Genomic DNA, 24822 nt, shown 5'->3' on the forward strand with positions numbered 1-24822 from the left:
ATATCTCTAAAACGCAATAGAACATTACTAAAAACTTTAACGAATTATATTTCGAAGCAAAGTTAAGTATAAAGAATTAAAAAACGAACTTTTATCACCTTTTTATCTACACGAAAGGCATTTTTATGCTCTTTTAAGCCATTCGAAGCGCATTAAAAGAGAAATATCTTGCATTTTTACAACACTTCTACGCCCTTTATTCGTGCTATTATAAAAGCACTTTCTAAAAAAAAAGCTACCTTTGCACCCACGAAACATACATCGGTATAAATTCAAAAACAAATGGAAAAACTTACCAAAACCCCTTATATGGGGTTGCTTATTGTGGCCTTACTCGCCTTAGGCATTACTTTCTTGGCACAATTACCTTTCTTTGAGAGCATAAAACTGAGCGCAATTGCCCTCGGTGTGGTGGTGGGTATGTTGTTAGCCAATAGCGTTCGCCCCCTATTTCCAAAGGAATGGGACGGCGGTTTGGCTTTAGCAAGTAAGCATTTCTTACGCACAGGCATTGTTCTATATGGCTTTAAGCTAACTCTCAATGCCTTATTTGTGATGGGACCCAAAGCTGTTGCGATCGATTGCATTATTGTTTGTGGCACATTGCTGTTGGGTAATGCTCTTGGACGCTGGTTAAAACTTGACAAAGACGAGCGTTTGCTGATTTCATCGGGTAGCGCTATTTGTGGAGCTGCAGCGGTTTTGGCTACCGAACCCGTGCTACAAGCTCCCAAACACAAAACGGTTGTTGCCATTGCCACTGTGGTTTTGTTTGGAACTTTATCTATGTTCCTCTACCCTTTGTTGTATAGAATGGGCTTATTCCATAGTTTTTCTGCCGAAGCCATTGGTGTTTACACGGGCTCTACCATTCATGAAGTGGCGCATGTGTTAGGTGCTGGCACGGCAATGACGCCCGAAATTACGGCAACTGCAACGATAACAAAGATGATTAGGGTGATGATGTTGGCGCCTGTGCTGTTGTGTTTGAGCGTAATAGTACGCTCGGGCGGTTCAACTGCAAAGGGAAATGATTTGAAAAACATCACCATTCCTTGGTTTGCCTTTTACTTTATGGGCGTAATTCTACTCAACTCGGCTTTAATGTCGCTTTCTACTTCAGGCGGTTGGAATGACATCTACACAGAATTTACGAAGATCATCAATATTATTGGTACTTTTGCGCTGACAATGGCTATGACTTCTATTGGTTTAGACGCTACCTTTGCTAAGTTTAAGCAATCGGGCTTACGTCCTTTCCTCTTGGCTTTCTTCCTTTATATCTGGCTTGTTTTAGGTGGAAACTTTTTAATTCGATTGTTCTATTAAATCATATTCAATCGAGATAAATATCAAAGGGGGAATGAAAGCTATTCCCCTTTAAATGAGATAGCAATAAAAAAGCTAAACTCTTACATTATGATAAGACCTGAGAAGGATTCATTCCTATTTCTTTGTTCTTATCTTTCTATGTAAAAGTTTAGCTTTTATTCTTTATAAGGGCAATGCCCAAAGGGATCTATCTCTTTAATTATAGGTTCCTTTCAACTTGCCTTTGATTTTGAAGGCGATTGCTATCCGCCTAAAAAAGGCAAAAAAAAATAAACCAAAGCCATAAAGGCAATGGTTTATCTTTTTATTTATTGTAATTTCTTTAGCAAGCTAACGATGCTCACTTTGTCTTCAATTATATTGCGAAGTTCTGAAATATCAACTCGTTCTTGCTCCATTGTATCTCTGAAACGCAAAGTAACTTTGTTGTCTTTCAATGTGTCGTGGTCTACAGTTACACAATAAGGAGTACCTATTGCATCGTGACGACGATAGCGTTTTCCGATTGAATCTTTTTCTTCATAATGACAATTGAAGTGGAATTTCAAGCTATCCACAATCTCACGAGCCTTCTCTGGTAAGCCATCTTTCTTCACTAGAGGCATCACACACAATTTAACTGGAGCCAAAGCAGCAGGAAGTTTCAACACTACACGTGTTTCTCCGTTTTCTAATGTCTCTTCTGTATAAGCGTGACACATGATTGAAAGGAACATACGGTCAACGCCAATAGATGTCTCTATCACGTAAGGTACATAGCTTTCGTTGGTTTGTGGGTCGAAATATTTAATTGATTTTCCACTGAATTTCTCGTGTTGTGAAAGGTCGAAGTTGGTTCTTGAGTGAACACCTTCAACTTCTTTGAAACCGAATGGCATCTTGAATTCAACGTCAGTAGCGGCATTTGCATAGTGAGCAAGCTTCTCATGATCGTGGAAACGATAGTTTTCTGCACCGAAACCAAGTGCTTGGTGCCACTTCATTCGTAGTTCTTTCCACTTATTAAAGTGCTCTAATTCAGTGCCAGGACTAACGAAATACTGCATTTCCATTTGTTCAAACTCACGCATTCTGAAGATGAATTGACGTGCAACGATCTCGTTTCGGAATGCTTTACCTATTTGAGCGATACCGAATGGCAATTTCATTCTACCTGTCTTTTGTACATTTAGGTAGTTAACAAAGATACCTTGAGCTGTCTCTGGACGCAAATATATCTTGTTTGCAGCATCAGATATTGAACCCATCTCAGTAGAGAACATTAGGTTAAACTGACGAACATCAGTCCAGTTCTTTGTTCCACTAATTGGATCTACAATCTCTTCGTCTACGATAATCTGCTTAAGTTCTTCTAAGTTAGATGCCTGCATTGCCTCAGCATAGCGTGTATGAAGAGCGTTTTTCTTCTCATTCAATTCCAATACACGTGCATTGGTTTCTAAGAACTTCTCTTTATCGAAGCTTTCTCCAAAGCGTTTAGCCGCCTTAGCCACTTCTTTATCAATCTTTTCTTCGTACTTTGCGATTTGATCTTCAATCAAAACGTCAGCACGATAGCGTTTCTTTGAGTCTTTATTGTCAATCAATGGGTCGTTGAATGCATCGACGTGTCCAGATGCTTTCCATATAGTTGGGTGCATAAAGATAGCCGAGTCGATTCCAACAATATTCTCATGAAGGAGCACCATGCTCTTCCACCAATACTCTTTGATATTGTTTTTAAGTTCAACTCCATTCTGTCCGTAATCGTATACGGCTGCTAAACCATCGTAAATGTCACTACTTGGGAAAACAAATCCGTATTCTTTACAGTGCGAAATAATCTTCTTAAAAATATCTTCTTGTGCCATTGTAACTCTAAAATTTAAATTATTGGGCAAAGTTAAGCCTTTTTTTCGGATATTCTTTGTATTTTTGCGTTAAATTAGAGTTAACTAGTAGCTTTTCATTTTTAGCATGAGTAATAATAAAGACGATATCAACAATAGCGAGAATCAAGAAGAACTAATAAATAACGAGAGTCATTCCGACTATACACCAGCGAGCCGTTTCGATGCATCTGCAGTGCATCACCTCAGCGGAATGTATCAAGGTTGGTTCTTAGCTTATGCTTCTTACGTTATATTAGAACGTGCTGTACCACACATTGAAGATGGTCTTAAGCCCGTTCAACGCCGTATTTTGCACTCAATGAAGCGCATGGACGATGGAAGATATAACAAAGTGGCTAACATTGTTGGTCATACTATGCAGTTTCACCCACATGGTGACGCCTCAATTGGCGACGCTTTGGTGCAAATGGGACAGAAAAACCTGCTCATTGACATGCAAGGTAACTGGGGAAACATACTCACTGGCGACCGAGCTGCGGCTCCTCGTTACATTGAAGCACGTCTTTCTCAATTCGCTTTAGATGTTGTTTTTAACCCTAAAACAACTAATTGGCAGCTAAGTTACGACGGAAGAAACCAAGAACCCATCACTCTTCCAGCTAAGTTCCCACTTCTTTTGGCTCAAGGAGCTGAGGGAATTGCTGTGGGTTTATCCTCAAAAATACTCCCCCACAACCCTAATGAGATATGCGAAGCAGCTATTTCATACCTAAAAGGAGAGGAATTTCAACTTTATCCCGACTTTCCTACAGGCGGATCAATAGACATTAGCAAGTATAATGATGGTCTTCGAGGTGGTAGTATCAAAGTTCGTGCGAAGATAGAAAAGCTAGATAACAAGACACTTGTAATACGAGAAATACCTTTCAGCAAAACAACTACATCACTTATCGATTCTATTTTGAAGGCAATCGATAAGGGAAAGATCAAAGCTAAGAAGGTGGATGACAACACTGCGGCTGAAGTTGAAATCCAAATTCACCTTGCAAGCGGTGTATCTTCTGACAAAACAATTGACGCTTTATATGCATTTAGCGACTGCGAGGTGAACATTTCGCCCAATTGTTGCGTGATAGAAGATCAAAAACCACGCTTTATGACAGTGAGCGAGGTGCTCCGTCACAGTGTAGACTCAACGATGGGACTTCTTAGAAAGGAGCTACAAATACGCAAAGACGAACTCCTTTCGCAACTATTCTTCGCATCGTTAGAAAGCATCTTCATTGAAGAAAGAATCTATAAAGATAAGAAATTTGAGCAAGCAGCTAACGTTGATGCTGCCGTTAAGCACATAGATGAACGATTAGAGCCATTCAAGAAGGACTTTATTCGTGAGATAACCCGTGACGATATCTTGCGTCTTTTAGAAATAAAGATGCAAAGAATCTTGAAGTTCAATAAGGAAAAGGCCGAAGAACTCATTGCTAAGATGAAGCAAGAGATCAAAGATATCGATTATAAATTGGCTCACATGGTGGCTGTTACCATTGAATGGTTCACCTTCTTAAAAGAGAAATACGGCAAAGAACACCAACGTTTAACTGAAATAAGAAACTTTGATACCATCGAAGCAACGAAGGTTGTGGAGGCAAACGAAAAGCTTTACATCAACAGACAAGAAGGTTTTATAGGCACATCGCTAAAGAAAGACGAGTTTGTTTGTAACTGTTCAGACATCGACGACATCATTATTTTCTATAAAGATGGCTTATATAAGATCATAAAGGTGGCTGAAAAGATCTTCGTTGGCAAGAATGTGCTACACGTTCAAGTATTTAAAAAGAACGATAAGCGCACCATCTACAACGCAGTTTATCGTGATGGAAAGAAGGGTCCTTATTATATTAAACGCTTTAATGTAACCACTATGACCCGTGAACGTGACTATAACCTCACCAATGGCACACCTAATTCTAAGGTAGTCTACTTCACTGCGAATCCAAATGGAGAGGCAGAGGTCATCAAAGTCACTCTTGATCCAGCTTCAAAGAAAGGCAATATCTTTATAGAAAAAGACTTCTCAGATATCTTAATCAAAGGAAGAGCAGCCAAAGGAAACCTCTTAACCAAGTTCAACATTCAACGAATTGGTTTAAAGAGCCATGGACATAGTACATTAGGAGGTAGAAAAGTGTGGTTCGATCCAGACGTAAACCGACTCAATTACGATGAACACGGAAAGCTATTGGGCGAATTTAACGAAGGAGATTCAATACTTATCGTACTTGATAATGGCGAGTTCTACATCACTAACTTTGATGCTAACAACCATTATGAAGACAATATCCTTATAATAGAGAAGTGGGACGAGCACAAAGTGTGGTCGCTTGTACTCATTGATGCAGATAACAACAATTATCATTACATCAAACGCTTCAACATGGAAGCAACAAAACGACACCAAAACTTCGTTGGAGAGAATCCAAACAGCAAGTTAATTATTCTCACCGATCAAAAGAATCCACGTGTAAAGGTTACTTATGGCGGGGAAGATGCATTTAGAGGAGACCAAGAAATTGATGTAAATGAGTTCATTTCAGTAAAGGGATTCAAGGCAAAAGGAAAGCGCATTGCTACTTGGGAAATTGATTCTGTTGAGCTACTCGAGCCTATTGTCAATGAAGAAGAGCAGGAAGAAGAAGCTCAAAGCAATGAAGAGATGAACGAAAAAGATAACTCTTCTGAGAATTTAGACCCCGATAAAGGAAAGAGTCAACAAGATGTTATCGACGAAATAACAGGCCAACTCAATCTGTTTAACGATGAAGAAAATTCTGAAAGTTAGTATATTCTTGTGCTTTTGTATGCTTTTTTCTCATGCAAAAGCACAAGAAACACTCTTTAATCTCAACGATTCCACCCCCTCAAAGCAACAAAAGCTCATCACCAATGCACGCTCGTTAGCCATTGGAAACATTGAGTTACTCGATACCTACCTATCCAATCAAAAGTATAGAGGAACCGAGTTGCGTTTTATTTCACACACCACTCGAGAACGAAGCCATTGCAATTGGAGCACCAACATTATGCACCAAGCAGCCATAGCACGCACTCAAAACAAGCAAAACACAGGCACAGAGCTTTATGCCATATATAATTTTGAGTGGGGAAAGCTACATAAATGGACTTTTTTAGATAACAACCTTATTATAAGAGGTGGTGGATTGGTTGACACTTCACTTGGAGTGATCTACAACACCCGCAACAGCAACAACCCAGCCCAAGCCCTTGTAGACCTCAATATAGGTCCTATTGTGGCCTGCACCTATCGCTTTCGTTTTCTACACAAACACCCAATGGCAGTGAATTATCAAGCCTTTGCCCCATTAGTAGGCATTATGTTCAGTCCAAACTACAGTCAATCCTACTACGAAGCGTTCACACAGGGCAACTACGATCACAATATTGTGTTCACACAACCTATCAACAAGCCATCACTCCGACAAATGTTATCACTCGATTTCATGCTTCTTAAAACCCAAGTACGCATTGGTTACGTGGGCAACTATCTGCAATGGAACGTCAATAACATCAAGTCGCATACCTATAGTCATGCTATCTCAATTGGAATAGTAAAACACTTCAAGTTTATTTCATTGCAACCATGATTTCAAAAATAACATCTCGCATCTGCATCTTGTTGCTTTCGTGCTTTTGTTTCGCCTCTTGCATCGACAACAACGAGCCCCCTAACACCACAAAAGGAAACTTCGAGGCGTTGTGGAACATCATTAACGAGCATTATTGTTTTTTTGATGAGAAGCAAAAAGAATATGGACTCGATTGGAACGAGGTGTATAAGCGATATGCCCCCACTGCATCTATGTCGCTAACAAAGGCACAAGAGTTCGAACTTCTTAGCAATATGCTTTCCGAATTGCGTGATGGGCACGTCAATTTATATAGTACTTTTGATGTAGGAAGATATTGGGCGTGGCGTGAAAACTATCCTTCGAACTTCTCTCAAGAGCTCATCGACGAGTATTTAGGCACCAACTATAAAATTGCGGCAGGCTTTTACTATCGCATTCTCATCGACAACACGGGCTATATACGCTGTGCTTCGTTTGCAAGTACCAAGGGAGAAGGCAATTTAGATAATGTATTTTACTATTTATTGGCATGTAAAGGACTCATCATTGACCTTCGAGACAACAGCGGTGGCTTAGTAACAGCAGCCGAACAATTGGCTGCTCGCTTCACCAACAAAAAAGTATTGGTGGGCTATATTCAGCACAAAACGGGCAAGGGACATCGTGATTTTTCTCCACTCCAAGCACAATATCTCACTCCAAGCAATGGACTTAGATGGCAAAAGCCCGTTGTTGTTATCACCAATCGTGGTGTTTACAGCGCAGCCAACGAGTTTGTGAAATATATGAAGAACCTTCCTAACGTTACAATTATAGGAGATAAAACTGGCGGTGGAGCGGGAATGCCTTTCTCTAGCGAGCTTCCTAACGGCTGGTCAGTACGCTTTTCGGCCATTCCTTCATACGATTCTGAGAAGAAAACCACAGAATTTGGAATAGACCCTCACCACAATGTGAGCCTAAATATAGAGGATTTGCAACGTAAAAAAGATACTTTAATTGAATTTGCACGTAAAATTATAGCAAAATAATTTGGTAGTTTAATTTTAATGCATTACCTTTGCAAACGCAATTAGGGTACTACCTTGCGCTTGTGGCGAAATTGGTAGACGCGCTAGACTTAGGATCTAGTGTTTTGCGACGTGTAGGTTCGAGTCCTATCAAGCGCACAAAAGGTGGTTTTTAACCACCTTTTATTTTTTATATATAGTTCTATTCTATCGCAATTGCTATTGAATCGAACTGCAACCCATCACCAACTCATTTTTATTTGATCTGTCCTTAATTGTAAATGTATCTAACTTTTCATTGCAAGAAAAAACATTTGCAAGCTATTTGCTATACCCTCATCACAACAAAAGGCTAAAATACATTCCATTTGCCTTACACCTATTATATAATAGGGAAACAACACACGCATAAACACAAAAGAATAGGAAACAACCTAAGTCGTTTCCTATTCTCATTTTTATAATGTTTCTTTTAACTCTATCGATTAATAAGCTGCAGTAAACAAAGCCTTGTGATGTGCTTCTTGCTCTAATTCGTCGATCATAGCTACGGCATAGTCTTCAACAGAAATGAAGCTATCACCCTTTTCGTCAACAAGTAGAGTATCAGTACCCAAACGATACTTACCAGTCCTTATGCCTTTACCCATATTTCCGAGATTTGCAGGAGGAGCAAAGTAAACCCAATCGATGTCATTTTCTTTGCTTAAGACATTGAGGAACAACTCTCCTTCCCCATTAACAGCAGGCATCAACTCGGCAGGAAGTGTACCCGAGTCCATCAATCTCATTCCTGGTTGAACATAAAGCACACCTGCTCCACCAACAACCAACAAGCGTTGAACACCCGCTTTCTTTACACCTTCAATGATTTTAGGGTAGTTTTCCAATATTTCTTCATACAGACGAGGATTTCCCCAACCTGGGTTATATGCGCTAATCACAGCATCTTTGCCTGCAGCAACCTTGCTCAAAGCCTCAACATCTGTCGCATCTACTGCCAAAACAGTTAGATTTTCGTTCTTCACTTGTATCTTCTCTGGATTTCTAACCAAAGCTGTTACTTTATGACCACGGTTCAAAGCCTCTTCAAGAATTGCAGAACCAACAAATCCACTCGCACCAATTAAAATAAAATCTTTCATAATTCTTATTGTTTTTATGTTTTACTAATTTTGATGTTGCAAAGTTACTGCCTCGCAATGGCTCTCACAAGAAGGCACAAAAGAGTTAGACAGGAACCTTAAGGTAACTATTGTTGATTTTCAAGAAGTTACAAACAGCAAGCTTAACTTTCTTTATTTATTTTATAACAGAGCTATTGCACAGCTCGAGAAAGTTAGTTACTTTTGTATACTAATATTGATAATCAGTTGAATTATGATAACAACAAAAAAGGAAGAACTATTGTTCCCCACCTGCCCTGTGCGACAAATATTAAGTAAGATTGGCGACAAATGGTCGATGTTGGTAATCTTTATTCTCGAGAACAATGGCACAATGCGCTTCAACTCATTGCAAAAAGCCATTCCCGACATATCTCAAAAGGTGCTTACCTCAACCCTTCGCAACCTTGAAAACGATGGTTATATTATCAGAACCATCTATCCAGAGGTGCCACCTCGTGTAGAATACAGCTTAACCGAACGTGCCCTTACACTCCTTCCACATCTTAATGGCTTGATAGATTGGGCCAACAACAATCTTGCAGCCATTTTAAACGATCGCAAAGAACATTCGGCAGCAATGTAAATGTAAATAAAGGGTGTTTTAATTTTAACATATAAAAACGATTAAAACAGCGCATTTTACACAATAAAACATGTACATTTGCGTTTACAATATATCTCTACAGAAAAGTTTCTTTTTGAAACAACGTTTGATAAGCAACCTATCATACTAAATTCTAATTAGTTAGAAGAAGAGAAAGCAGGTGTTCTTGAGAAAAGAGCGTCTGCTTTCTTTCTAACATAAATAAACATTCTTGTTATAAAAAGTTTTCTCTTTTCATTTCTATAACACCCTCATTTTCCCCCTTTTACACGCTTTTTGCACCCAACATTATCTCCTTTTCACACTAAACAAGCGTGAGCCGCTCCGCTTTTCACCTCTTCAACATCCTCACCTTGCTCCAATCCACTTGTAAACTCATAGCTTTTAGCAGGCAAAAGCAATGCAATTGTATCCCAAAAGCAACCCTTTTACAACATAAAAGCATTGACATTATTTTCAAGAAGAAATGGCATTGAAAAACAAAGAGATAACATCTTTAACTCAAGATAAGGCTTGACACAAATAAATAAAACCCCACGAAAGCACCGCAAAAGCCCAAATAATTTGCACAAACCCACAAAAAGCAGTAACTTCGCATTGGTTATAGAACCTAAGCAATAAAATATTGCTATCCAACCAAAGCAGATTTAATTTATATATATACATCAACTTAATAGTAAGGAATAACAATGAAAGTAGCATTTTTCGATTCAAAATCATACGATGAAGAGTCTTTTAATCAAATAAATAGCAACTATGGCTTCGACATTCGCTATTACCAAGAACACTTAAACATTAAAACTGCTCCACTTGCAAAGGGTGCAGACGTTGTATGTATCTTCGTAAACGCAGAATGTAACGCTGAAGTTATCGACGAGTTGGTAAAGAATGGCGTTAAACTTATTGCGCTTCGCTGTGCAGGTTTCAATAATGTTGATTTGAAAGCAGCAAAAGGTCGCATTTCAGTAGTGCGTGTTCCTGCTTATTCTCCACATGCTGTTGCAGAGTATGCTGTGTCGCTTATGCTTGCATTGAACCGCAAAATCTATCGTGCAGTGAACAGAACTCGTGAAGGAAACTTCTCGCTTAAAGGCTTGTTAGGATTCGACATGTATCAAAAAACCGCTGGTGTTATTGGTATGGGACGCATCGCTAAGGAATTAATTAAGATTCTTCACGGCTTCGGAATGAACATTCTTGCATACGATTTGTATCCAGATACAGAGTTTGCAAAGCAATATGGCGTTAAAGTTGTCACTCTTGATGAGTTGTATGCGCAAAGTGATATCATTTCATTGCACTGCCCATTAACTCCAGAAACTAAGTTCTTGATTAACAAGGAAAGTATTGCTAAGATGAAGAAGGGCGTTATGATCATCAATACAGGACGTGGAAAGCTTATCCATACCGAAGACTTGATTGAGGGAATTATCGCTAAAAAGATTGGAAGTGCAGGTCTTGACGTGTACGAAGAGGAAAAGAAATACTTCTATGAAGACCGTAGTGACAAGATTATTTCAGACGACGTGTTAGCTCGTTTGCTTACTCTTCCTAACGTAGTACTTACTTCTCACCAAGCATTCTTCACAGCAGAAGCTCTTCACAACATCGCTCTTACAACATTAGAGAGCATTAAGGAGCTTGCAGAAGGCAAGGAACTTACAAATGAAGTGAAAGAACAATAATTCTAAAAACAATTCTTTGTCATTGTGCAAACAGTGCAATGGCAGGTTTTTAGTGGATTATGCACCAATAAATAAGAGCACAGTAGCAATGAAGTACTGTGCTCTTTTCTGGTTAAATACATAACCTTTTAGAGAAATAAAAAACGAAAAAAGATTGCTTTCATTCATCATCAATACACCAAAGTAGAACATTATTTCTTCGTCGTGTATATCAAAAGAAACTTTGTTGCATGGTTGTTGGCAACTATGGGTGGTAACTTTCTTCAACAGAACGCCACCACCTTATTTCTATCAATAATACATTTCTCTTATTTTCCTTTTCTTTTCCTTCCTAAAAACAAGTCTTTCTACATTAAGGACGAATACAATTTGTCAATAATGGAGCTGTGATTAGATTGAACAAGAACCATACCAAAGGGAGTTTTTGCCATTAATAAAAGCTCAAATATTGTCAAATAGGTTTAAAAGGACTCTTTTCTTGGGTTGAAAACGGAAATGAACAGAGGATAAGAGCAATGGGGATAAAAGAAGCAGTCCTTTACTTCGAAAAGCAAAGGACTGCATTTGATACATAATATCTAAATTCTATAGTTGAGAGTTCAATGATTACAAGCCATTGTTAGCAATCAAATATTCTGCAATTTGCACTGCATTGAGGGCTGCTCCCTTACGAATTTGGTCGCTAGAAAGCCATAATGTCAATCCGTTTTCATCTGAAATATCCTTACGAATACGTCCAATAAACACGTTATCTTCGCCTGCTGTCTCTAAAGGCATTGGATAAACGCCATTGAAAACATCGTCTTTCAATGTGCAACCAGGTGCTTTTTCAATAGCAGCTCTTACCTCTTCAACAGTTAAAGGCTTTTCTGTTTCTACCCAAACACTTTCTGAATGCGAACGTAAAGAGCTGACACGCACACATGTTGCCGAGCATTTTACATCGCTATGCATAATCTTTTGGGTTTCGTAGAACATCTTCATTTCTTCTTTCGTATATCCATTTTCTGTGAAAACGTCTACTTGTGGGATAACATTATAGGCTAACTGGTGTGGAAATTTCTCGATGGTTAGGAGCTTATTATTCACCAAATCGCTGTATTGTTGTTGCAATTCTGCCATCGCAGCGGCTCCTGCTCCACTCGCACTTTGATAACTTGACACCTTAATTCGTTTGATGTGCGAAAGCTCTTCGATTGGTTGTAGAGCCACAACCATCATAATTGTGGTGCAATTAGGATTGGCAATAATTCCCTTTGGACGTGTAAGTGCGTCCTTTGCATTGCACTCGGGCACCACTAAAGGCACGTCTTGATCCATTCTAAAGGCACTAGAATTGTCGATCATAACGGCTCCATGCTTTGTAATGGTTTCGGCATATTCTAACGAAGTGCCTCCTCCTGCAGATACAAAGGCAATGTCTATATCTTTAAAGTCATCGTTATGTTGTAACAACTTCACTTCATACTCTTTGTTTCTAAAGGTATATTTAGATCCAGCTGAGCGTGAAGAACCAAATAAAACGAGATTATCTATGGGGAAATTGCGTTGGTCTAAGATTCTAAGAAACTCTTGTCCAACAGCTCCACTCACACCTACTATTGCTATATTCATAACTATTTACAAATTATTCTGTTTGTTATTGTTAGCTACAAAATTACATCTTTTATATTGATTAGTAGGCAAATGTGATATTTTTTTTGCAACTTTGCAACACATTATATAAGTAACGCAATGCCAATTACATTCAATATAAGCAATTATTTCCCTATTACAGACCCTACATGGGCATTCTTCGTGGTATTAATGATTATCCTTTGTGCCCCTATTATTATGGGAAAACTGCGCATTCCACACATCGTTGGAATGGTATTAGCAGGCGTTGCAATTGGTAAATATGGCTTACATATTTTGGAAAGAGACACCTCTTTTGAGCTATTTGGAAAGGTTGGACTCTATTATATCTTGTTCCTTGCAGCCTTAGAGATGGATATTGAGGGCTTAAAGAAAAACAAATTTAGGTTTGTTATCTTTGGTTTCGTCACCTTCCTCCTGCCCTTTTTCCTCACGTTTTATAGCTCGTTATACCTTTTAAACCTATCTCCTACCACCTCATTGCTGATGGCTTGTATCATGTCTTCGCACACATTGATTGGCTATCCCATTGTAAGTAGATTCGGCTTACAACGCAAAACGCCTGTAATGCTGGCTGTTGGCTCTACAATGATATCGCTTTTAATGGCGTTATTGGTGCTTGCTGCCATCGTTGCGTCGAGCAATGGCACCTCAGGCCCAATGTTTTGGGTAGTATTTTTACTCAAGTTCGCACTCTTTTGTTGCTTCCTTACGCTCGCAATTCCACGCCTATGTCGATGGTTCTTGCGTCGTTATAGCGACTCAGTGATGCAGTTTATCTTTGTATTGGCTATCATGTTCTTGAGTGCAGCCTTATCTCAAATGATTGGATTAGAAGGCATTTTCGGTGCATTCCTTGCAGGATTGATTCTCAATAGATATATCCCTTCGGTGTCACCTCTTATGAATCGCCTCGAATTTATCGGTAATGCGCTGTTCATTCCCTATTTCCTTATCAGCGTAGGAATGCTCATCGACATCACAGTTCTATATAAAACGCCTTTCGTTATCGTTATCACTACATCGTTAGTGTTCTTCGGAACGATAGGAAAAGCAGCCGCTGCATACCTCATTGCCAAAGTGTTTAAATTGCAAAAGCACGCTGGACAGATGATGTTTGGATTGACTGCGGCTCATGCTGCGGGCTCTATTGCGATGCTATTAGTAGGTTTAGAGATTGCAAAGAGTGGCGGTTCGGAGCAAATAGTGACCAATGATGTTTTGAATGGCGTTGTGGTGATGATTCTAATAACATGCGTTTTGGCTTCATTCGTCACTCAATCGGCTTCGCAAAAGATGGTTGTTGCAGACAATATGATTAGCAATGAGCCTTCGAACAACATCGATGACGAACGTATCCTCATTCCTGTTAAATATCCAGAGTGCGCTGATAGTCTACTAGGTTTGGCCCTATTGATTCGCAATCCCAAACTTAAAAGGGAGCTTATTGCGCTCAATGTGGTGTATGATGATACCGATGTAGCCACCAATCAGGCGAAAGGTAAACGCTTATTAGAGAAGTTATCACGTGATGCAGCAGCGTCAGAAGTACCCGTTACCACGCAAGTTAGAGTGGCAGTGAATATCGCAAACGGCATAAAACACGCCTTCCAAGAATTCAATGCCAGTGAGATTATCATTGGAATGCACACCCATCAAGAGGTATCTACGAAGTTTTGGGGTGAATTTCATCAGAGTTTGTTCAACGGAATCAACTGTCAAATCATCATGGCACGCATCACTGAGCCTCTAAATACAATTAGAAGAATACAAGTTGCAGTGCCTTCAAGAGCGCAATTCGAGCCTGGTTTCCATCGATGGGTAGAGCGTTTAGCCCGCATTTCGGCTTTATTAGAATGTAAAATACAATTCCATGGTCGCCAAGACACGCTCGATTTGATACAAGAATACCTCGTAAACAAACATCCTGACGTACGAGTTGAATACACAGAGATGGAGCATTGGAACATGCTTCCACAGCTTGCGGCATCTATTAACGAAGATCATATGTTCGTAATTGTCACTGCTCGCACAGGAACAGTATCGTATAAGAATGCTCAAGAGCGTCTTCCTGAAGAGATTAAGCAATTCTTCAGCGGTAAAAATCTAATGATTATCTTCCCCGACCAATATGGTTATGGAATGGATCAGATGACCTTTGCACAGCCAAAGCATATTGAAGAACAAAGTGCTTACGAAGCTGTTGGCAAATGGATTAAGAACAAATTAAAGTAAGAAGTAATTATTTATCATGATTGAAATAAAGAATATTCACAAGAGTTTCGGACAACTTGAAGTGCTAAAGGGCATCGACCTAAGTATAAAGAAAGGTGAAATTGTGAGCATTGTAGGCCCAAGTGGAGCGGGAAAGACTACCCTTCTACAGATAATAGGCACGCTCGATAAGCCCAATGAGGGTGAAGTGATGATCAACGACACCAACATTAGTAAGCTTTCGAACAACAAATTGAGTGACTTTAGAAATCAACATATCGGCTTTGTGTTTCAGTTTCATCAGCTATTACCAGAGTTTACAGCTCTCGAAAATATTATGATTCCTGCCTTTATTGGAGGAGTTTCGAAGAGTGTAGCAAAGCAAAAGGCTGAAGAACTGCTAGAGTTTATGCAGTTAAAGGATAGAGCTCACCACAAGCCCAACGAGCTTTCGGGAGGCGAAAAGCAACGAGTTGCGGTGGCAAGAGCATTGATTAACAACCCTGAAGTGATCCTTGCAGACGAGCCTAGCGGTAGTTTGGACTCTAAAAACAAACGAGAATTGCACCAATTGTTTTTCGACTTGAGAGACAAATATGGTCAAACGTTTGTTATTGTCACTCATGATGAAGAGCTTGCAAGCATCACTGACCGCACAATTCACTTGAAAGACGGACTCATTGAACAAGAAACCACATCAAATAACGATAGTAAAGAGGAGGTAAAAGATGAAGACAATTAAACTAGGAGAATACAATTTACTTACTGTTACCAAGTTAGTTGACTTTGGATTATACTTAGATGGAGGCGATGCAGAAGAGATATTGCTTCCTGCAAGATATGTTCCTGAGGGCACAAAGGTAGGAGATGAACTCAATGTTTTTATCTATCTCGACCAAGAAGAACGCCCTGTTGCCACCACAGAGAAACCCTTTGTGAAAGTAGGAGAATTCGCTTTACTCGAAGTTGCGTGGGTAAATGAGTATGGAGCGTTCTTAAAATGGGGACTAATGAAAGACCTTTTCTGTCCTTTTAGAGAGCAAAAAAGACACATGCAGATAGGCGAAAAGCACATGGTTTACGTGTATATCGACGAGGAAAGCTATCGCATTGTGGCCTCTGCAAAGATAGAAAAGCACCTCAACAGCGACACTTCGCACCTTCAACCCGCACAAGAAGTGGACCTACTACTATGGCAACGCACCGATTTGGGCTATAAAGTGATTGTCAATAACGACTATCAAGGACTCATTTTCCTTAACCAAGTGTTCCAAAGAGTGTATCTCGGAGAACACATTAAGGGATATATTGCGAACATAAGACAAGACGGAAAATTAGACATTTCTTTACAATTGCAAGGCAGACAACAAACTCTTGACTTTGCAGACGAGCTTCTTCAATATCTAAAAGACCACAATGGACATTGCGATTTGTGGGATAAAAGCGATGCAGAAGATATTTATCAGTGCTTTAGTGTAAGCAAAAAAGTATTTAAAAAGGCTGTTGGCGATTTGTATAAAAAGCGACTCATTAGCATTTCTCCACAAGGTTTAGACCTCAATTAATTATGAAACAACATTCAACAACATCTTTCTTGGCATACATCCTCTATGCCATCACCTTTGTTGTGTGCCTTTCTAGCTGCAAATCTTATAAGCTGATAACTTACGAAAGCGACTATTGTGAGCCGCCTATTTATGCTAATATAGTTGAAAAGCCTATCGAATTCAATTCGGATAGCATTCTTGTGCCCGACCATAAGTGGAAAACTCAGTTCACAAAGCAAAATGTTCTATTAGCACATGCTTTGAACTTGGATAAAGAGTTAGAACAACTTACAGAGCTAAGAGACGAACATTCAAATATAAAAGACAGCGTTTTGTATCTTGCTGCACAGCAAAAGATTGAACAGAAGGTACGAGATGCATTAGTAGAGATCGACGCTTTGGTGGGAGAACTTGACTGCGAAGGCGAGAGATGCGACCAATTAAAGGAGTTGTTAGAGGGCATGAATAGCAAAAGGGATAACAAACTAACTGTGGCCTCTATTGTTATTGGAGCCTTATCTGCCGTTGCTGACGCTTGTATTAGTAACGATGGTTGGAACAAAGGCGTAGCAATTGGAGCCGGAGTAATTGGTGCTGGACTTGGTTGGGCAACGCTTAGCCCTAAAGGAAAGCGACTTATTCTAAAGCACAAGCGCAACCATTTGCGGGCAATATGGGAAGAAAAGAACTCAAATGGGTTCCCTCCTATCGTTTGGTACATGCTCAACGAAACCAAATTCACCAACACCCAGCAATCAACCATGCTCAGAAACATTCGAAAGAGATGGCTAACTTTCACTTTCGAAGACGACATTAAAGAAGCCAACAAATCGGTTTTGTTTAAAAGTGAAGGTGTTTATACAGAAGATTTGTTAGAAACTCGCTCGCAAATTGTGGGTCAATTAAAAGCCACAACACAAACTCTTAATCAAAACTTTTCTTCTCTTTTAAAGGAGATAAAACAACTATAAAATTGCTATTGTAGCACAACTTCAGCGTAAAAGAAGCACACCAAATAGGTAAGAGCAATGCTATTATACCTGTTTGGTGTGTTAAGTTATGGTAAAATCATACATCTTATTAAAGCTATTGTTGTGCTATAACTGTCTTTTTTTATAAATTTGTTGTACTTAAAACATCAATAATTAGGAGCCTTTCGACATCAAAAAACATCTTGATACCATAAAGATGTCCTCACAAGCAGATGATAAAAAGACTTTAAAATCAATAGATATGAAAGAAGAACAATTTAGAATTGAATCCGATCTTCTAGGAGAACTTCAGGTTCCAAGCGACGCATTGTATGGCGTTCAAACACAAAGAGGCATTAACAACTATCACATTTCTCGCAAAAAAATGCGTGACTATCCCGATTATGTCATTGCCATCGCTTACGTAAAACTAGCCGCAATTGAAGCAAATCACACACTCGGAGTTATTGAAGACAATATTTCTGGAGCCATTGCACAAGCTTGTCGAGAGATAATTGAAGGCAAATGGCACGACAATTTCCCCATCGATATGATGCAAGGAGGTGCAGGAACATCTGTCAACATGAATGCAAACGAGGTGATTGCCAATAGAGCTTTAGAGATATTAGGACACGAAAAGGGCGAATATCAATATGTTTCTCCCAACGACCACGTTAACTGTGGACAATCAACCAACGACGTTTACCCCACCACTATTCGATTAACTTTCATTCGAATGAATAAGAAACTCATTGAAAGCGTTATGAAGATGATTAAGGCTTTGCGTGAGAAAGGTGCAGAATATGCCGATACTTTAAAAATGGGACGTACACAGTTGCAAGATGCAGTGCCTATGACTTTCGGTCAAGAGTTCAACGCTTATGCTAATAATATAGAGGAAGAGATTCTTAATCTAAATAGAAACGTCAAGCTATTGCACGAGATCAACATGGGTGGAACAGCCATTGGAACAGGCTTAAACGCTGTTCCTGGGTTTGCAAAGCTATGCACAGAGAACCTTGCAAAGCTCACTGGAGAACCTTTTGTGCTTGCTCCCGACTTGGTAGAAGCCACTCCTGACACAGGAGCTTACGTGAGTTATTCGTCTGCTTTGAAGCGTTTAGCAGTCAAAGTGTCAAAGATGTGCAACGACTTCCGCTTGCTTTCATCAGGCCCTCGTTGTGGATTAAACGAAATAAATCTACCTCCAAAGGCTCCAGGTTCATCAATTATGCCAGGTAAGGTGAACCCCGTTATTCCCGAAGTAACCAACCAAGTGTGCTTTAAAGTGATTGGAAACGACACCACAATATCGTTTGCTGCCGAAGCAGGACAACTTCAATTGAACGTAATGGAACCTGTTATTACAGAAGCTTTGATTGAAAGTTTAACCTGGATGACCAATGCTATCGACACACTTACAGAGGAATGTATTACAGGAATCACTGTAAATGTAGACAGATGTATGAACATGGTGCTCAATAGTATTGGTATTGTTACTGCTCTTAACCCCTATATTGGCTACAAAAACAGCACAAAAGTGGCTAAAGAAGCACTCGAAACCAATCGCTCTGTTTACGACATTGTGATTGAAAAGGGCTTGATGACCAAAGAAAAACTCGACGAAGCACTCGATCCAAAGCAAATGCTTAACTCTCACGAGTTTATTCATTAAAATACAATTCATTTGCTATTGAAAATCAATAACATAGCAAACACAAAACAAAAACAGTGTTTTTACAGTCTAAACACAGTGCTATTGCATGGAAAAAGCAATCCTTTTGAAGTGTAATAGCACTCTTTTTATTTAACAACGGTTGTGAGTTCAAATATCAAGAGAGCATAAGACCAACGAATAATCGATTGAAACAAGATCGAAATAGCACAAAGAAAAAGGCAATGAACCTATTTGCATGCATCGCAAAAGTTCATTGCCTTATTTATATTGATTGAGCAATTAGTTTATGCTTCTTTCTCTTCTTCGGTCTTTTCTACCTCTGTTTGGGGTAGAATGAGGTTAAGAATAACTCCTACAAGAGCCGACAAACCAATTCCACTGATGGTGAAATTGCCCCAAGTTAGTACGGCACCACCAATTCCAACGGTTAAAGTTATAGAGATAATGATGACGTTTCGGGTTTGATTGAGGTCGACTTTATGCTGAATAAGGTTCTGAACTCCAACGCTTGCAATGGTTCCAAAGAGTAGAAGCATAATGCCTCCAAGTACTGCTTGTGGAATAGATTGAAGCAAAGCACTTAGTTTTCCCATTACAGAGAACACGATAGCGGTGAGCGCAGAGATACGAATTACGGCAGGACTGGTTATCTTTGTGATAGACATTGCACCCGTTACTTCTGAATAAGTGGTTACAGGAGGACCGCCAAAGATAGACGCAAACAAGCAAGCAAGACCGTCGCCAAGAAGTGTTCTGTGCAAACCTGGCTCTTTAACAAAGTCTTTTTGCGCCACAGCTCCAACGACATACACGTCGCCAATGTGTTCAATTACAGGTGCAATAGCCACTGGAATCATGAAAAGAACAGCCTGCCATTTGAACTCTGGCAATTGAAAATGAGCCAAAGAAGGGGGCAATGCCAGCCAAGATGCTTCTTTAACAGCATCAAAGTTCACTTCGTTTAGGCAAATTGCAACGATATATCCCACAATAATTCCACATACAACGGGCACCAATTTAATGAGTCCTTTACCGAAAGTAAGCACAATAATGGCTGTTGCTAACGATATAGCAGCAAGCAACCAGTTTGTTTTTGCCATGTTAACACCTGCACTAGAAAGTGTCAAACCAATGAGAATAATCACAGGTCCAATGACTACAGGAGGGAAAAGACGGTTAAGTAGATGCTTTCCTTGCCACTTCACCAATGCACTCATAACGAAATAAACAAGCGAAACACCTATAGTTCCCGCCAAAGCACCAGACAATCCCCACTCTTTTGTTGCGGCAATTATTGGCGCAATGAATGCAAAACTACTGCCTAAAAATATAGGCACCTTACCTTTCGTAACCAAATGAAAGATAAAAGTGCCTATACCTGCTGTAAATAACGCTGTTGCTGGGTCGAGACCAACAAGCAATGGAACCAAAACAGTAGCTCCAAATGCTACAAAGAGGAATTGTACTCCTACAACAACTCTTCGTGTTAAGTTTAAGTTATCTGTGTTCATATTGTCTGCAAATTTACTAATTATTAATGAATAGTGTTATAAAAAACATACAAATAATTGCGTAAACATCTGTTTTTGATTACCTTTGAAGAATTATAAGACAGACAAATTAACAATTATGACATACAAATCATTTCTTGCAAGTGCTATTCTTGCATGCTCGTCATTATCTTTAATGGCTCAGGATAATATCAAATTATTGGTGGGAACCTACACAAATGGTTCTTCAAAGGGTATCTATTCATTCGAATTGAACCAACGCACAGGCGATGTTACGGCTTTAGATACACTCGAAATAACCAATCCTTCTTATTTAACTTTATCGCTTGACGGAAGTATGATCTATGCTGTTAATGAAACAAACGATAAGAATGCGGCTCTATCTGCTATCTCGTTCGATTCTGAAAACGGCAAGATGCGCTTTGTGAACAGTGCTCTTACAAAAGGAGAAGACCCTTGTTTTGTAGACACTAACGGCAATATGGCTGTCACTGCCAATTATTCTGGCGGCTCAATGAGTGTATTTCCACTTAGCGGAGCAGGTCAATTAGACAATATGACACAGCTATTTAGCGGTGCACAACAAGGCTTTGACAAGGAAAGACAAGAGAAAGGACACTTTCATTGCGTTCGTTTTACACCTGAAGGAAATGGTGTTTTAGCTGTAGATTTCACAGGAGATGCTCTGCTTCGCTATGACTTTGTAACCCCAACTAAATTGAAATATGTTGGCGTTGCGGCTCAATTGCCTAAGGGTTCGGGTGCTCGTCACTTCACATTCAGCGACGATAGCAAGTATCTTTACGTGATGAGCGAACTAAGTGGTGCTGTAACTGTATTCAATTATAATAAAGGTAATCTTACAAAGAAGCAGACTATAGCTGCAGATAAGCACAATGCAAGAGGCGGAGCAGATATACATCTCACTCCAAATGGAAAGTTCTTGTATGTAAGTAACCGCCTTAAGAACGATGGAATTACGATCTTTAAGGTGAACAAAACAACAGGAATGCTCACCGAAGTGGGCTTCCAACCAACCGATAAGCACCCTCGTCAATTCAATATAACACCCAACGGAGAGCTATTACTTTGTGCTTCGAGAGACAATAACACTATCCAAGTGTTCAAAATCAATCAAAACACAGGCGCATTAACCAATCTAAATAAAGATATTAAGGTTGATAAAGCCGTTTGTGTGCAGTTCTATCCAGCTATAATGGTGCCCGACACAGGTGTTGGAGGCTTCCAAGTTATTGAGCGAACTGTTGTGAAATAAGTGGCAAAAAGATTTCTATTTGCTTTTACCTTATTATATATTGACGATAAAAAAGAAACGATAAAGAATGCAAGATCAGTTCTCTAGAACCCGAATGATATTTAAACGTTCGGGAATAGAAAAGCTACAGCAATCTAAAGTGGCTGTATTTGGACTCGGAGGAGTTGGTGGTTACGTTGTAGAAGTGCTCGCTCGAAGTGGCGTTGGACATCTTTCTATCTTCGATGATGATGTGGTTTGTCTCACAAATCTTAACCGACAAATATTCGCTTTACATTCAACTTTGGGCAAAAACAAGGTTGATATTGCCGTAGAACGCATTAAAGATATTAATCCTAACTGTGAAGTTGATGCCCGACAGATGTTCTATCTGCCTGAAAATGCAGACGAAATAGATTTAACTTCGTTTGATTATGTGGTGGATTGCATCGACACTATGGCGGCAAAAATGGAGTTAATTAAACGCTGTACAGCCCTAAATGTGCCTTTATTGTCATGCATGGGCGCAGCAAATAAAGTAGATCCTACTGCCTTTTGTGTATGTGATATCACCAAAACAAAGATGGATCCACTTGCAAAGATTATCCGCAAGAAACTTCGCAAGATAGGAATTAAGCATTTAAAGGTGGTTGCAAGCGACGAAAAGCCTATGGAACCATTCTTTGATGAAGCTGAAGTTGAAACCCAATCGACCGACAATGCCGACACAATTGTGAGTAATCATCACGACAAAAAGGTGACACCAGCAAGCAATGCCTTTGTTCCTGCAGTGGCAGGTATCATTGCTGGGGGTGAAGTTGTTAAAGACTTGCTTCGCATTGGCGTTGAAGAAACAGAATAAAACCTTTCGACTTAAAATAAAATTAAACAGGAATGAAATCACTAAAAGAACTCTTTAGAATAGGAAAAGGCCCCTCAAGCAGTCACACAATGGGTCCTCAAAAGGCGGCACAGATGTTCATTGAGAAGTATCCTAACGCCAAATCGTTCGAAGTTACCTTATATGGTAGCCTCGCAGCGACAGGAAAAGGGCACATGACCGACGTGGCAATTGAAGACGTTCTCAACACTGTTGCGCCCGTAACTATTGTTTGGAAGCCCAGTGTTTTCTTGCCTTTTCACCCCAATGGCATGAGTTTCGTGGCAATAGACGAAAGTGGAAACCGTTCAGAAGAATGGGTTGTGTATAGTGTTGGCGGTGGTGCTTTGTCTGAAGGAAAGGCCAATGAAGACGCATTTAACACCAAAGACCCCTACTCTTTGAATTCTTTACAAGACATAATGCGTTGGTGTTACGACAATGGCAAGGGCTATTGGGAGTATGCAGAGCTGTGCGAAGACCCCGATTTGTGGGACTTTTTAAGCGAAGTGTGGAAAGTTATGCAACAAGCGGTCGAAGAAGGACTCAACGCTGAGGGCGTTCTTCCTGGTCCATTGCGCCTTGCTCGCAAAGCAGCTATCTATCATGTAAAGGCCAAAGGCTTTAAACCTTCGCTTCAATCTCGTGGTTTAGTGTATGCTTATGCATTGGCAGTGAGCGAGCAAAACGCTGCTGGTGGAACCGTAGTAACAGCTCCTACCTGTGGAGCTTGCGGTGTATTGCCCGCTGTTTTATATCATATGTCACGCGCACATCATTTCAGCGACACCCGAATTATTCACGCCATAGCCACTGCAGGTATCTTTGGTAACATCGTAAAGCATAACGCTTCGATCTCAGGAGCAGACGTTGGCTGTCAAGGAGAGGTGGGAGTTGCATGCGCAATGGCTGCAGCTGCAGCGTGTCAGCTATTTGGTGGCAGTCCAGCTCAAATCGAATATGCAGCCGAAATGGGCTTAGAACATCACTTAGGAATGACCTGTGACCCTGTATGTGGATTGGTTCAGATTCCTTGTATCGAGCGAAATGCATTCGCAGCAGCACGTGCTTTGGACTCAAACTTGTACTCTGCGTTCTCAGATGGGCAACATCAAGTGTCGTTTGACAGAGTTGTTGAGGTGATGAAGCAAACTGGACACGACATTCCTTCATTGTATAAAGAGACTGGTGAAGGTGGTTTAGCAAAAGGATTTAATTTGAATATGTGCTAAAAGAAATAGGAATCATGGTATAAGTGCAACGCTTGTACCGTGATTTTGTTTTATAGCTGTGGCATAAAGTCAAAGGAAGTGAAACTGCACAGTTATCCTTTCCATTTGAAAAAGCATTGATTTTACAAGATAATTGCATTGATTTTAGACCGCAAAAGCATTGTTATTAGAGCGTAAAGTCGATGCTTTTAAAATGAAAACAGAAAACATTTGAGCATCAGAGTGATAGAAGATGTGTTTTCATCTCGTTCTCAATCAGAAAAAATCTCAGTACATTTTCATCATAAAAGCCTCAGCAAAACAAGTCTTTTATACCCTTTCAGGTCGCAATTTGCCCCTAATTCGTAAAAATTTAGGGCGTATTGATAAAAAAGTTCGCAAATAATTTGGTAGTTAAAAATAATCATCTTACCTTTGCACACGCTTTTAAAGAGCAACAAGGGCGTTTAGCTCAGCTGGTTTAGAGCATCTGCCTTACAAGCAGAGGGTCGGCGGTTCGAATCCGTCAACGCCCACATTAAGACCTCACATCATTGATGCGAGGTCTTTTTTTATATCTCCTTTTATCCCAAAAGTGAGAAAACCACAATTAATTAGTTTAACCTACTATTTAA

At 39.8% G+C, this 24822-nt stretch carries 18 protein-coding genes and 2 tRNA genes; 16 read left to right on the forward strand and 4 right to left on the reverse strand.

Features of this window, described 5'->3' with window-relative positions:
- Window positions 1–282: 282 nt before the first annotated feature.
- On the forward strand, window positions 283–1329 hold the full coding sequence (locus tag A3GM_RS0110250) for a YeiH family protein (RefSeq protein WP_018363277.1): 1047 nt from the start codon (window positions 283–285) through the stop codon (window positions 1327–1329).
- A 311-nt stretch (window positions 1330–1640) separates the two neighbouring features.
- On the opposite strand, the gene A3GM_RS0110255 is transcribed toward A3GM_RS0110250, so the two are convergent.
- On the reverse strand, window positions 1641–3182 hold the full coding sequence (locus tag A3GM_RS0110255; RefSeq protein WP_018363278.1) for a glycine--tRNA ligase: 1542 nt from the start codon (window positions 3180–3182) through the stop codon (window positions 1641–1643).
- A gap of 106 nt (window positions 3183–3288) precedes the next feature.
- On the opposite strand from A3GM_RS0110255, the gene A3GM_RS0110260 reads away from it, so the two are divergent.
- From A3GM_RS0110260 to A3GM_RS0110275, 4 genes are all read left to right on the forward strand, one after another.
- A complete protein-coding gene (locus A3GM_RS0110260) occupies window positions 3289–6009 on the forward strand; it encodes a DNA gyrase/topoisomerase IV subunit A (RefSeq protein WP_018363279.1) in 2721 nt (906 codons plus the stop codon).
- Window positions 5987–6832, forward strand: coding sequence for a DUF3316 domain-containing protein (locus A3GM_RS0110265; protein ID WP_018363280.1), 846 nt, complete (start codon window positions 5987–5989; stop codon window positions 6830–6832). Before A3GM_RS0110260 ends, A3GM_RS0110265 begins: the two co-directional genes overlap by 23 nt.
- Window positions 6829–7848 (forward strand): S41 family peptidase, encoded by a 1020-nt coding sequence (locus A3GM_RS0110270; protein WP_018363281.1) that lies wholly within the window; start codon window positions 6829–6831, stop codon window positions 7846–7848. Before A3GM_RS0110265 ends, A3GM_RS0110270 begins: the two co-directional genes overlap by 4 nt.
- Before the next feature lie 56 nt (window positions 7849–7904).
- Window positions 7905–7986, forward strand: a tRNA-Leu gene (locus A3GM_RS0110275).
- A 326-nt stretch (window positions 7987–8312) separates the two neighbouring features.
- Here the strand turns inward: A3GM_RS0110275 and A3GM_RS0110280 are convergent.
- Complete coding sequence (locus tag A3GM_RS0110280) at window positions 8313–8972, reverse strand: NAD(P)-dependent oxidoreductase (RefSeq protein WP_018363282.1); 660 nt, start codon at window positions 8970–8972, stop codon at window positions 8313–8315.
- 235 nt (window positions 8973–9207) lie between these two features.
- Between A3GM_RS0110280 and A3GM_RS0110285 the strand changes: the two genes are divergently transcribed.
- Together A3GM_RS0110285 and A3GM_RS0110290 are read left to right on the forward strand one after the other, a co-directional pair.
- Window positions 9208–9579, forward strand: a complete 372-nt coding sequence (locus A3GM_RS0110285; protein WP_018363283.1) for a winged helix-turn-helix transcriptional regulator — start codon at window positions 9208–9210, stop codon at window positions 9577–9579.
- Window positions 9580–10289: 710 nt separating this feature from the next.
- Complete coding sequence (locus tag A3GM_RS0110290; protein ID WP_018363285.1) at window positions 10290–11285, forward strand: 2-hydroxyacid dehydrogenase; 996 nt, start codon at window positions 10290–10292, stop codon at window positions 11283–11285.
- A gap of 606 nt (window positions 11286–11891) precedes the next feature.
- Here A3GM_RS0110290 and A3GM_RS0110300 read toward each other — a convergent pair.
- A complete protein-coding gene (locus A3GM_RS0110300; protein ID WP_018363287.1) occupies window positions 11892–12899 on the reverse strand; it encodes an aspartate-semialdehyde dehydrogenase in 1008 nt (335 codons plus the stop codon).
- Window positions 12900–13019: 120 nt separating this feature from the next.
- On the opposite strand from A3GM_RS0110300, the gene A3GM_RS0110305 reads away from it, so the two are divergent.
- The 5 genes from A3GM_RS0110305 (at window position 13020) to A3GM_RS0110325 (ending at window position 19327) form a co-directional block, all read left to right on the forward strand.
- Window positions 13020–15155, forward strand: coding sequence for a cation:proton antiporter domain-containing protein (locus A3GM_RS0110305; RefSeq protein WP_018363288.1), 2136 nt, complete (start codon window positions 13020–13022; stop codon window positions 15153–15155).
- Between the two features lie 16 nt (window positions 15156–15171).
- A complete protein-coding gene (locus A3GM_RS0110310) occupies window positions 15172–15876 on the forward strand; it encodes an ABC transporter ATP-binding protein (RefSeq protein ID WP_018363289.1) in 705 nt (234 codons plus the stop codon).
- Window positions 15863–16699, forward strand: a complete 837-nt coding sequence (locus A3GM_RS0110315; protein WP_018363290.1) for a CvfB family protein — start codon at window positions 15863–15865, stop codon at window positions 16697–16699. The genes A3GM_RS0110310 and A3GM_RS0110315 overlap by 14 nt, the downstream gene beginning before the upstream one ends.
- Window positions 16700–16701: 2 nt before the next feature.
- A complete protein-coding gene (locus A3GM_RS0110320) occupies window positions 16702–17652 on the forward strand; it encodes a hypothetical protein (RefSeq protein WP_018363291.1) in 951 nt (316 codons plus the stop codon).
- 262 nt (window positions 17653–17914) lie between these two features.
- Window positions 17915–19327: an aspartate ammonia-lyase gene (locus tag A3GM_RS0110325; protein WP_025830067.1), complete on the forward strand. Its 1413-nt coding sequence runs from the start codon at window positions 17915–17917 to the stop codon at window positions 19325–19327.
- A 287-nt stretch (window positions 19328–19614) separates the two neighbouring features.
- Here A3GM_RS0110325 and A3GM_RS0110330 read toward each other — a convergent pair whose 3' ends face one another.
- Entirely contained in the window at window positions 19615–20841 is a 1227-nt protein-coding gene (locus A3GM_RS0110330) for a uracil-xanthine permease family protein (RefSeq protein WP_018363293.1), read from the reverse strand.
- A gap of 118 nt (window positions 20842–20959) precedes the next feature.
- Here A3GM_RS0110330 and A3GM_RS11245 point away from each other — a divergent pair, with 118 nt between their 5' ends.
- The 4 genes from A3GM_RS11245 to A3GM_RS0110350 all read left to right on the forward strand — a co-directional run bounded on the left by A3GM_RS11245 (window position 20960) and on the right by A3GM_RS0110350 (window position 24723).
- Window positions 20960–22117: a lactonase family protein gene (locus tag A3GM_RS11245; RefSeq protein ID WP_018363294.1), complete on the forward strand. Its 1158-nt coding sequence runs from the start codon at window positions 20960–20962 to the stop codon at window positions 22115–22117.
- Window positions 22118–22184: 67 nt separating this feature from the next.
- The gene (locus A3GM_RS0110340; protein WP_018363295.1) at window positions 22185–22958 is read left to right on the forward strand and encodes a tRNA threonylcarbamoyladenosine dehydratase; all 774 of its coding nucleotides are present in this window, start codon (window positions 22185–22187) and stop codon (window positions 22956–22958) included.
- A 32-nt stretch (window positions 22959–22990) separates the two neighbouring features.
- Window positions 22991–24208, forward strand: a complete 1218-nt coding sequence (locus A3GM_RS0110345) for an L-serine ammonia-lyase (protein WP_018363296.1) — start codon at window positions 22991–22993, stop codon at window positions 24206–24208.
- A 440-nt stretch (window positions 24209–24648) separates the two neighbouring features.
- Window positions 24649–24723, forward strand: a tRNA-Val gene (locus A3GM_RS0110350).
- Window positions 24724–24822 lie beyond the last annotated feature (99 nt).

The organism is Hoylesella nanceiensis DSM 19126 = JCM 15639, assembly GCF_000379965.1.
In the GTDB taxonomy this organism is placed as follows: Bacteria; Bacteroidota; Bacteroidia; order Bacteroidales; family Bacteroidaceae; genus Prevotella; species Prevotella nanceiensis.

Bases quoted from the DNA above. Each gene is read 5' to 3' on its own strand.
- A3GM_RS0110250 (WP_018363277.1), top strand. From the start codon at position 283: ATGGAAAAACTTACCAAAACCCCTTATATGGGGTTGCTTATTGTGGCC.
- A3GM_RS0110255 (WP_018363278.1), bottom strand. From the start codon at position 3,182: ATGGCACAAGAAGATATTTTTAAGAAGATTATTTCGCACTGTAAAGAA.
- A3GM_RS0110260 (WP_018363279.1), top strand. From the start codon at position 3,289: ATGAGTAATAATAAAGACGATATCAACAATAGCGAGAATCAAGAAGAA.
- A3GM_RS0110265 (WP_018363280.1), top strand. From the start codon at position 5,987: ATGAAGAAAATTCTGAAAGTTAGTATATTCTTGTGCTTTTGTATGCTT.
- A3GM_RS0110270 (WP_018363281.1), top strand. From the start codon at position 6,829: ATGATTTCAAAAATAACATCTCGCATCTGCATCTTGTTGCTTTCGTGC.
- A3GM_RS0110280 (WP_018363282.1), bottom strand. From the start codon at position 8,972: ATGAAAGATTTTATTTTAATTGGTGCGAGTGGATTTGTTGGTTCTGCA.
- A3GM_RS0110285 (WP_018363283.1), top strand. From the start codon at position 9,208: ATGATAACAACAAAAAAGGAAGAACTATTGTTCCCCACCTGCCCTGTG.
- A3GM_RS0110290 (WP_018363285.1), top strand. From the start codon at position 10,290: ATGAAAGTAGCATTTTTCGATTCAAAATCATACGATGAAGAGTCTTTT.
- A3GM_RS0110300 (WP_018363287.1), bottom strand. From the start codon at position 12,899: ATGAATATAGCAATAGTAGGTGTGAGTGGAGCTGTTGGACAAGAGTTT.
- A3GM_RS0110305 (WP_018363288.1), top strand. From the start codon at position 13,020: ATGCCAATTACATTCAATATAAGCAATTATTTCCCTATTACAGACCCT.
- A3GM_RS0110310 (WP_018363289.1), top strand. From the start codon at position 15,172: ATGATTGAAATAAAGAATATTCACAAGAGTTTCGGACAACTTGAAGTG.
- A3GM_RS0110315 (WP_018363290.1), top strand. From the start codon at position 15,863: ATGAAGACAATTAAACTAGGAGAATACAATTTACTTACTGTTACCAAG.
- A3GM_RS0110320 (WP_018363291.1), top strand. From the start codon at position 16,702: ATGAAACAACATTCAACAACATCTTTCTTGGCATACATCCTCTATGCC.
- A3GM_RS0110325 (WP_025830067.1), top strand. From the start codon at position 17,915: ATGAAAGAAGAACAATTTAGAATTGAATCCGATCTTCTAGGAGAACTT.
- A3GM_RS0110330 (WP_018363293.1), bottom strand. From the start codon at position 20,841: ATGAACACAGATAACTTAAACTTAACACGAAGAGTTGTTGTAGGAGTA.
- A3GM_RS11245 (WP_018363294.1), top strand. From the start codon at position 20,960: ATGACATACAAATCATTTCTTGCAAGTGCTATTCTTGCATGCTCGTCA.
- A3GM_RS0110340 (WP_018363295.1), top strand. From the start codon at position 22,185: ATGCAAGATCAGTTCTCTAGAACCCGAATGATATTTAAACGTTCGGGA.
- A3GM_RS0110345 (WP_018363296.1), top strand. From the start codon at position 22,991: ATGAAATCACTAAAAGAACTCTTTAGAATAGGAAAAGGCCCCTCAAGC.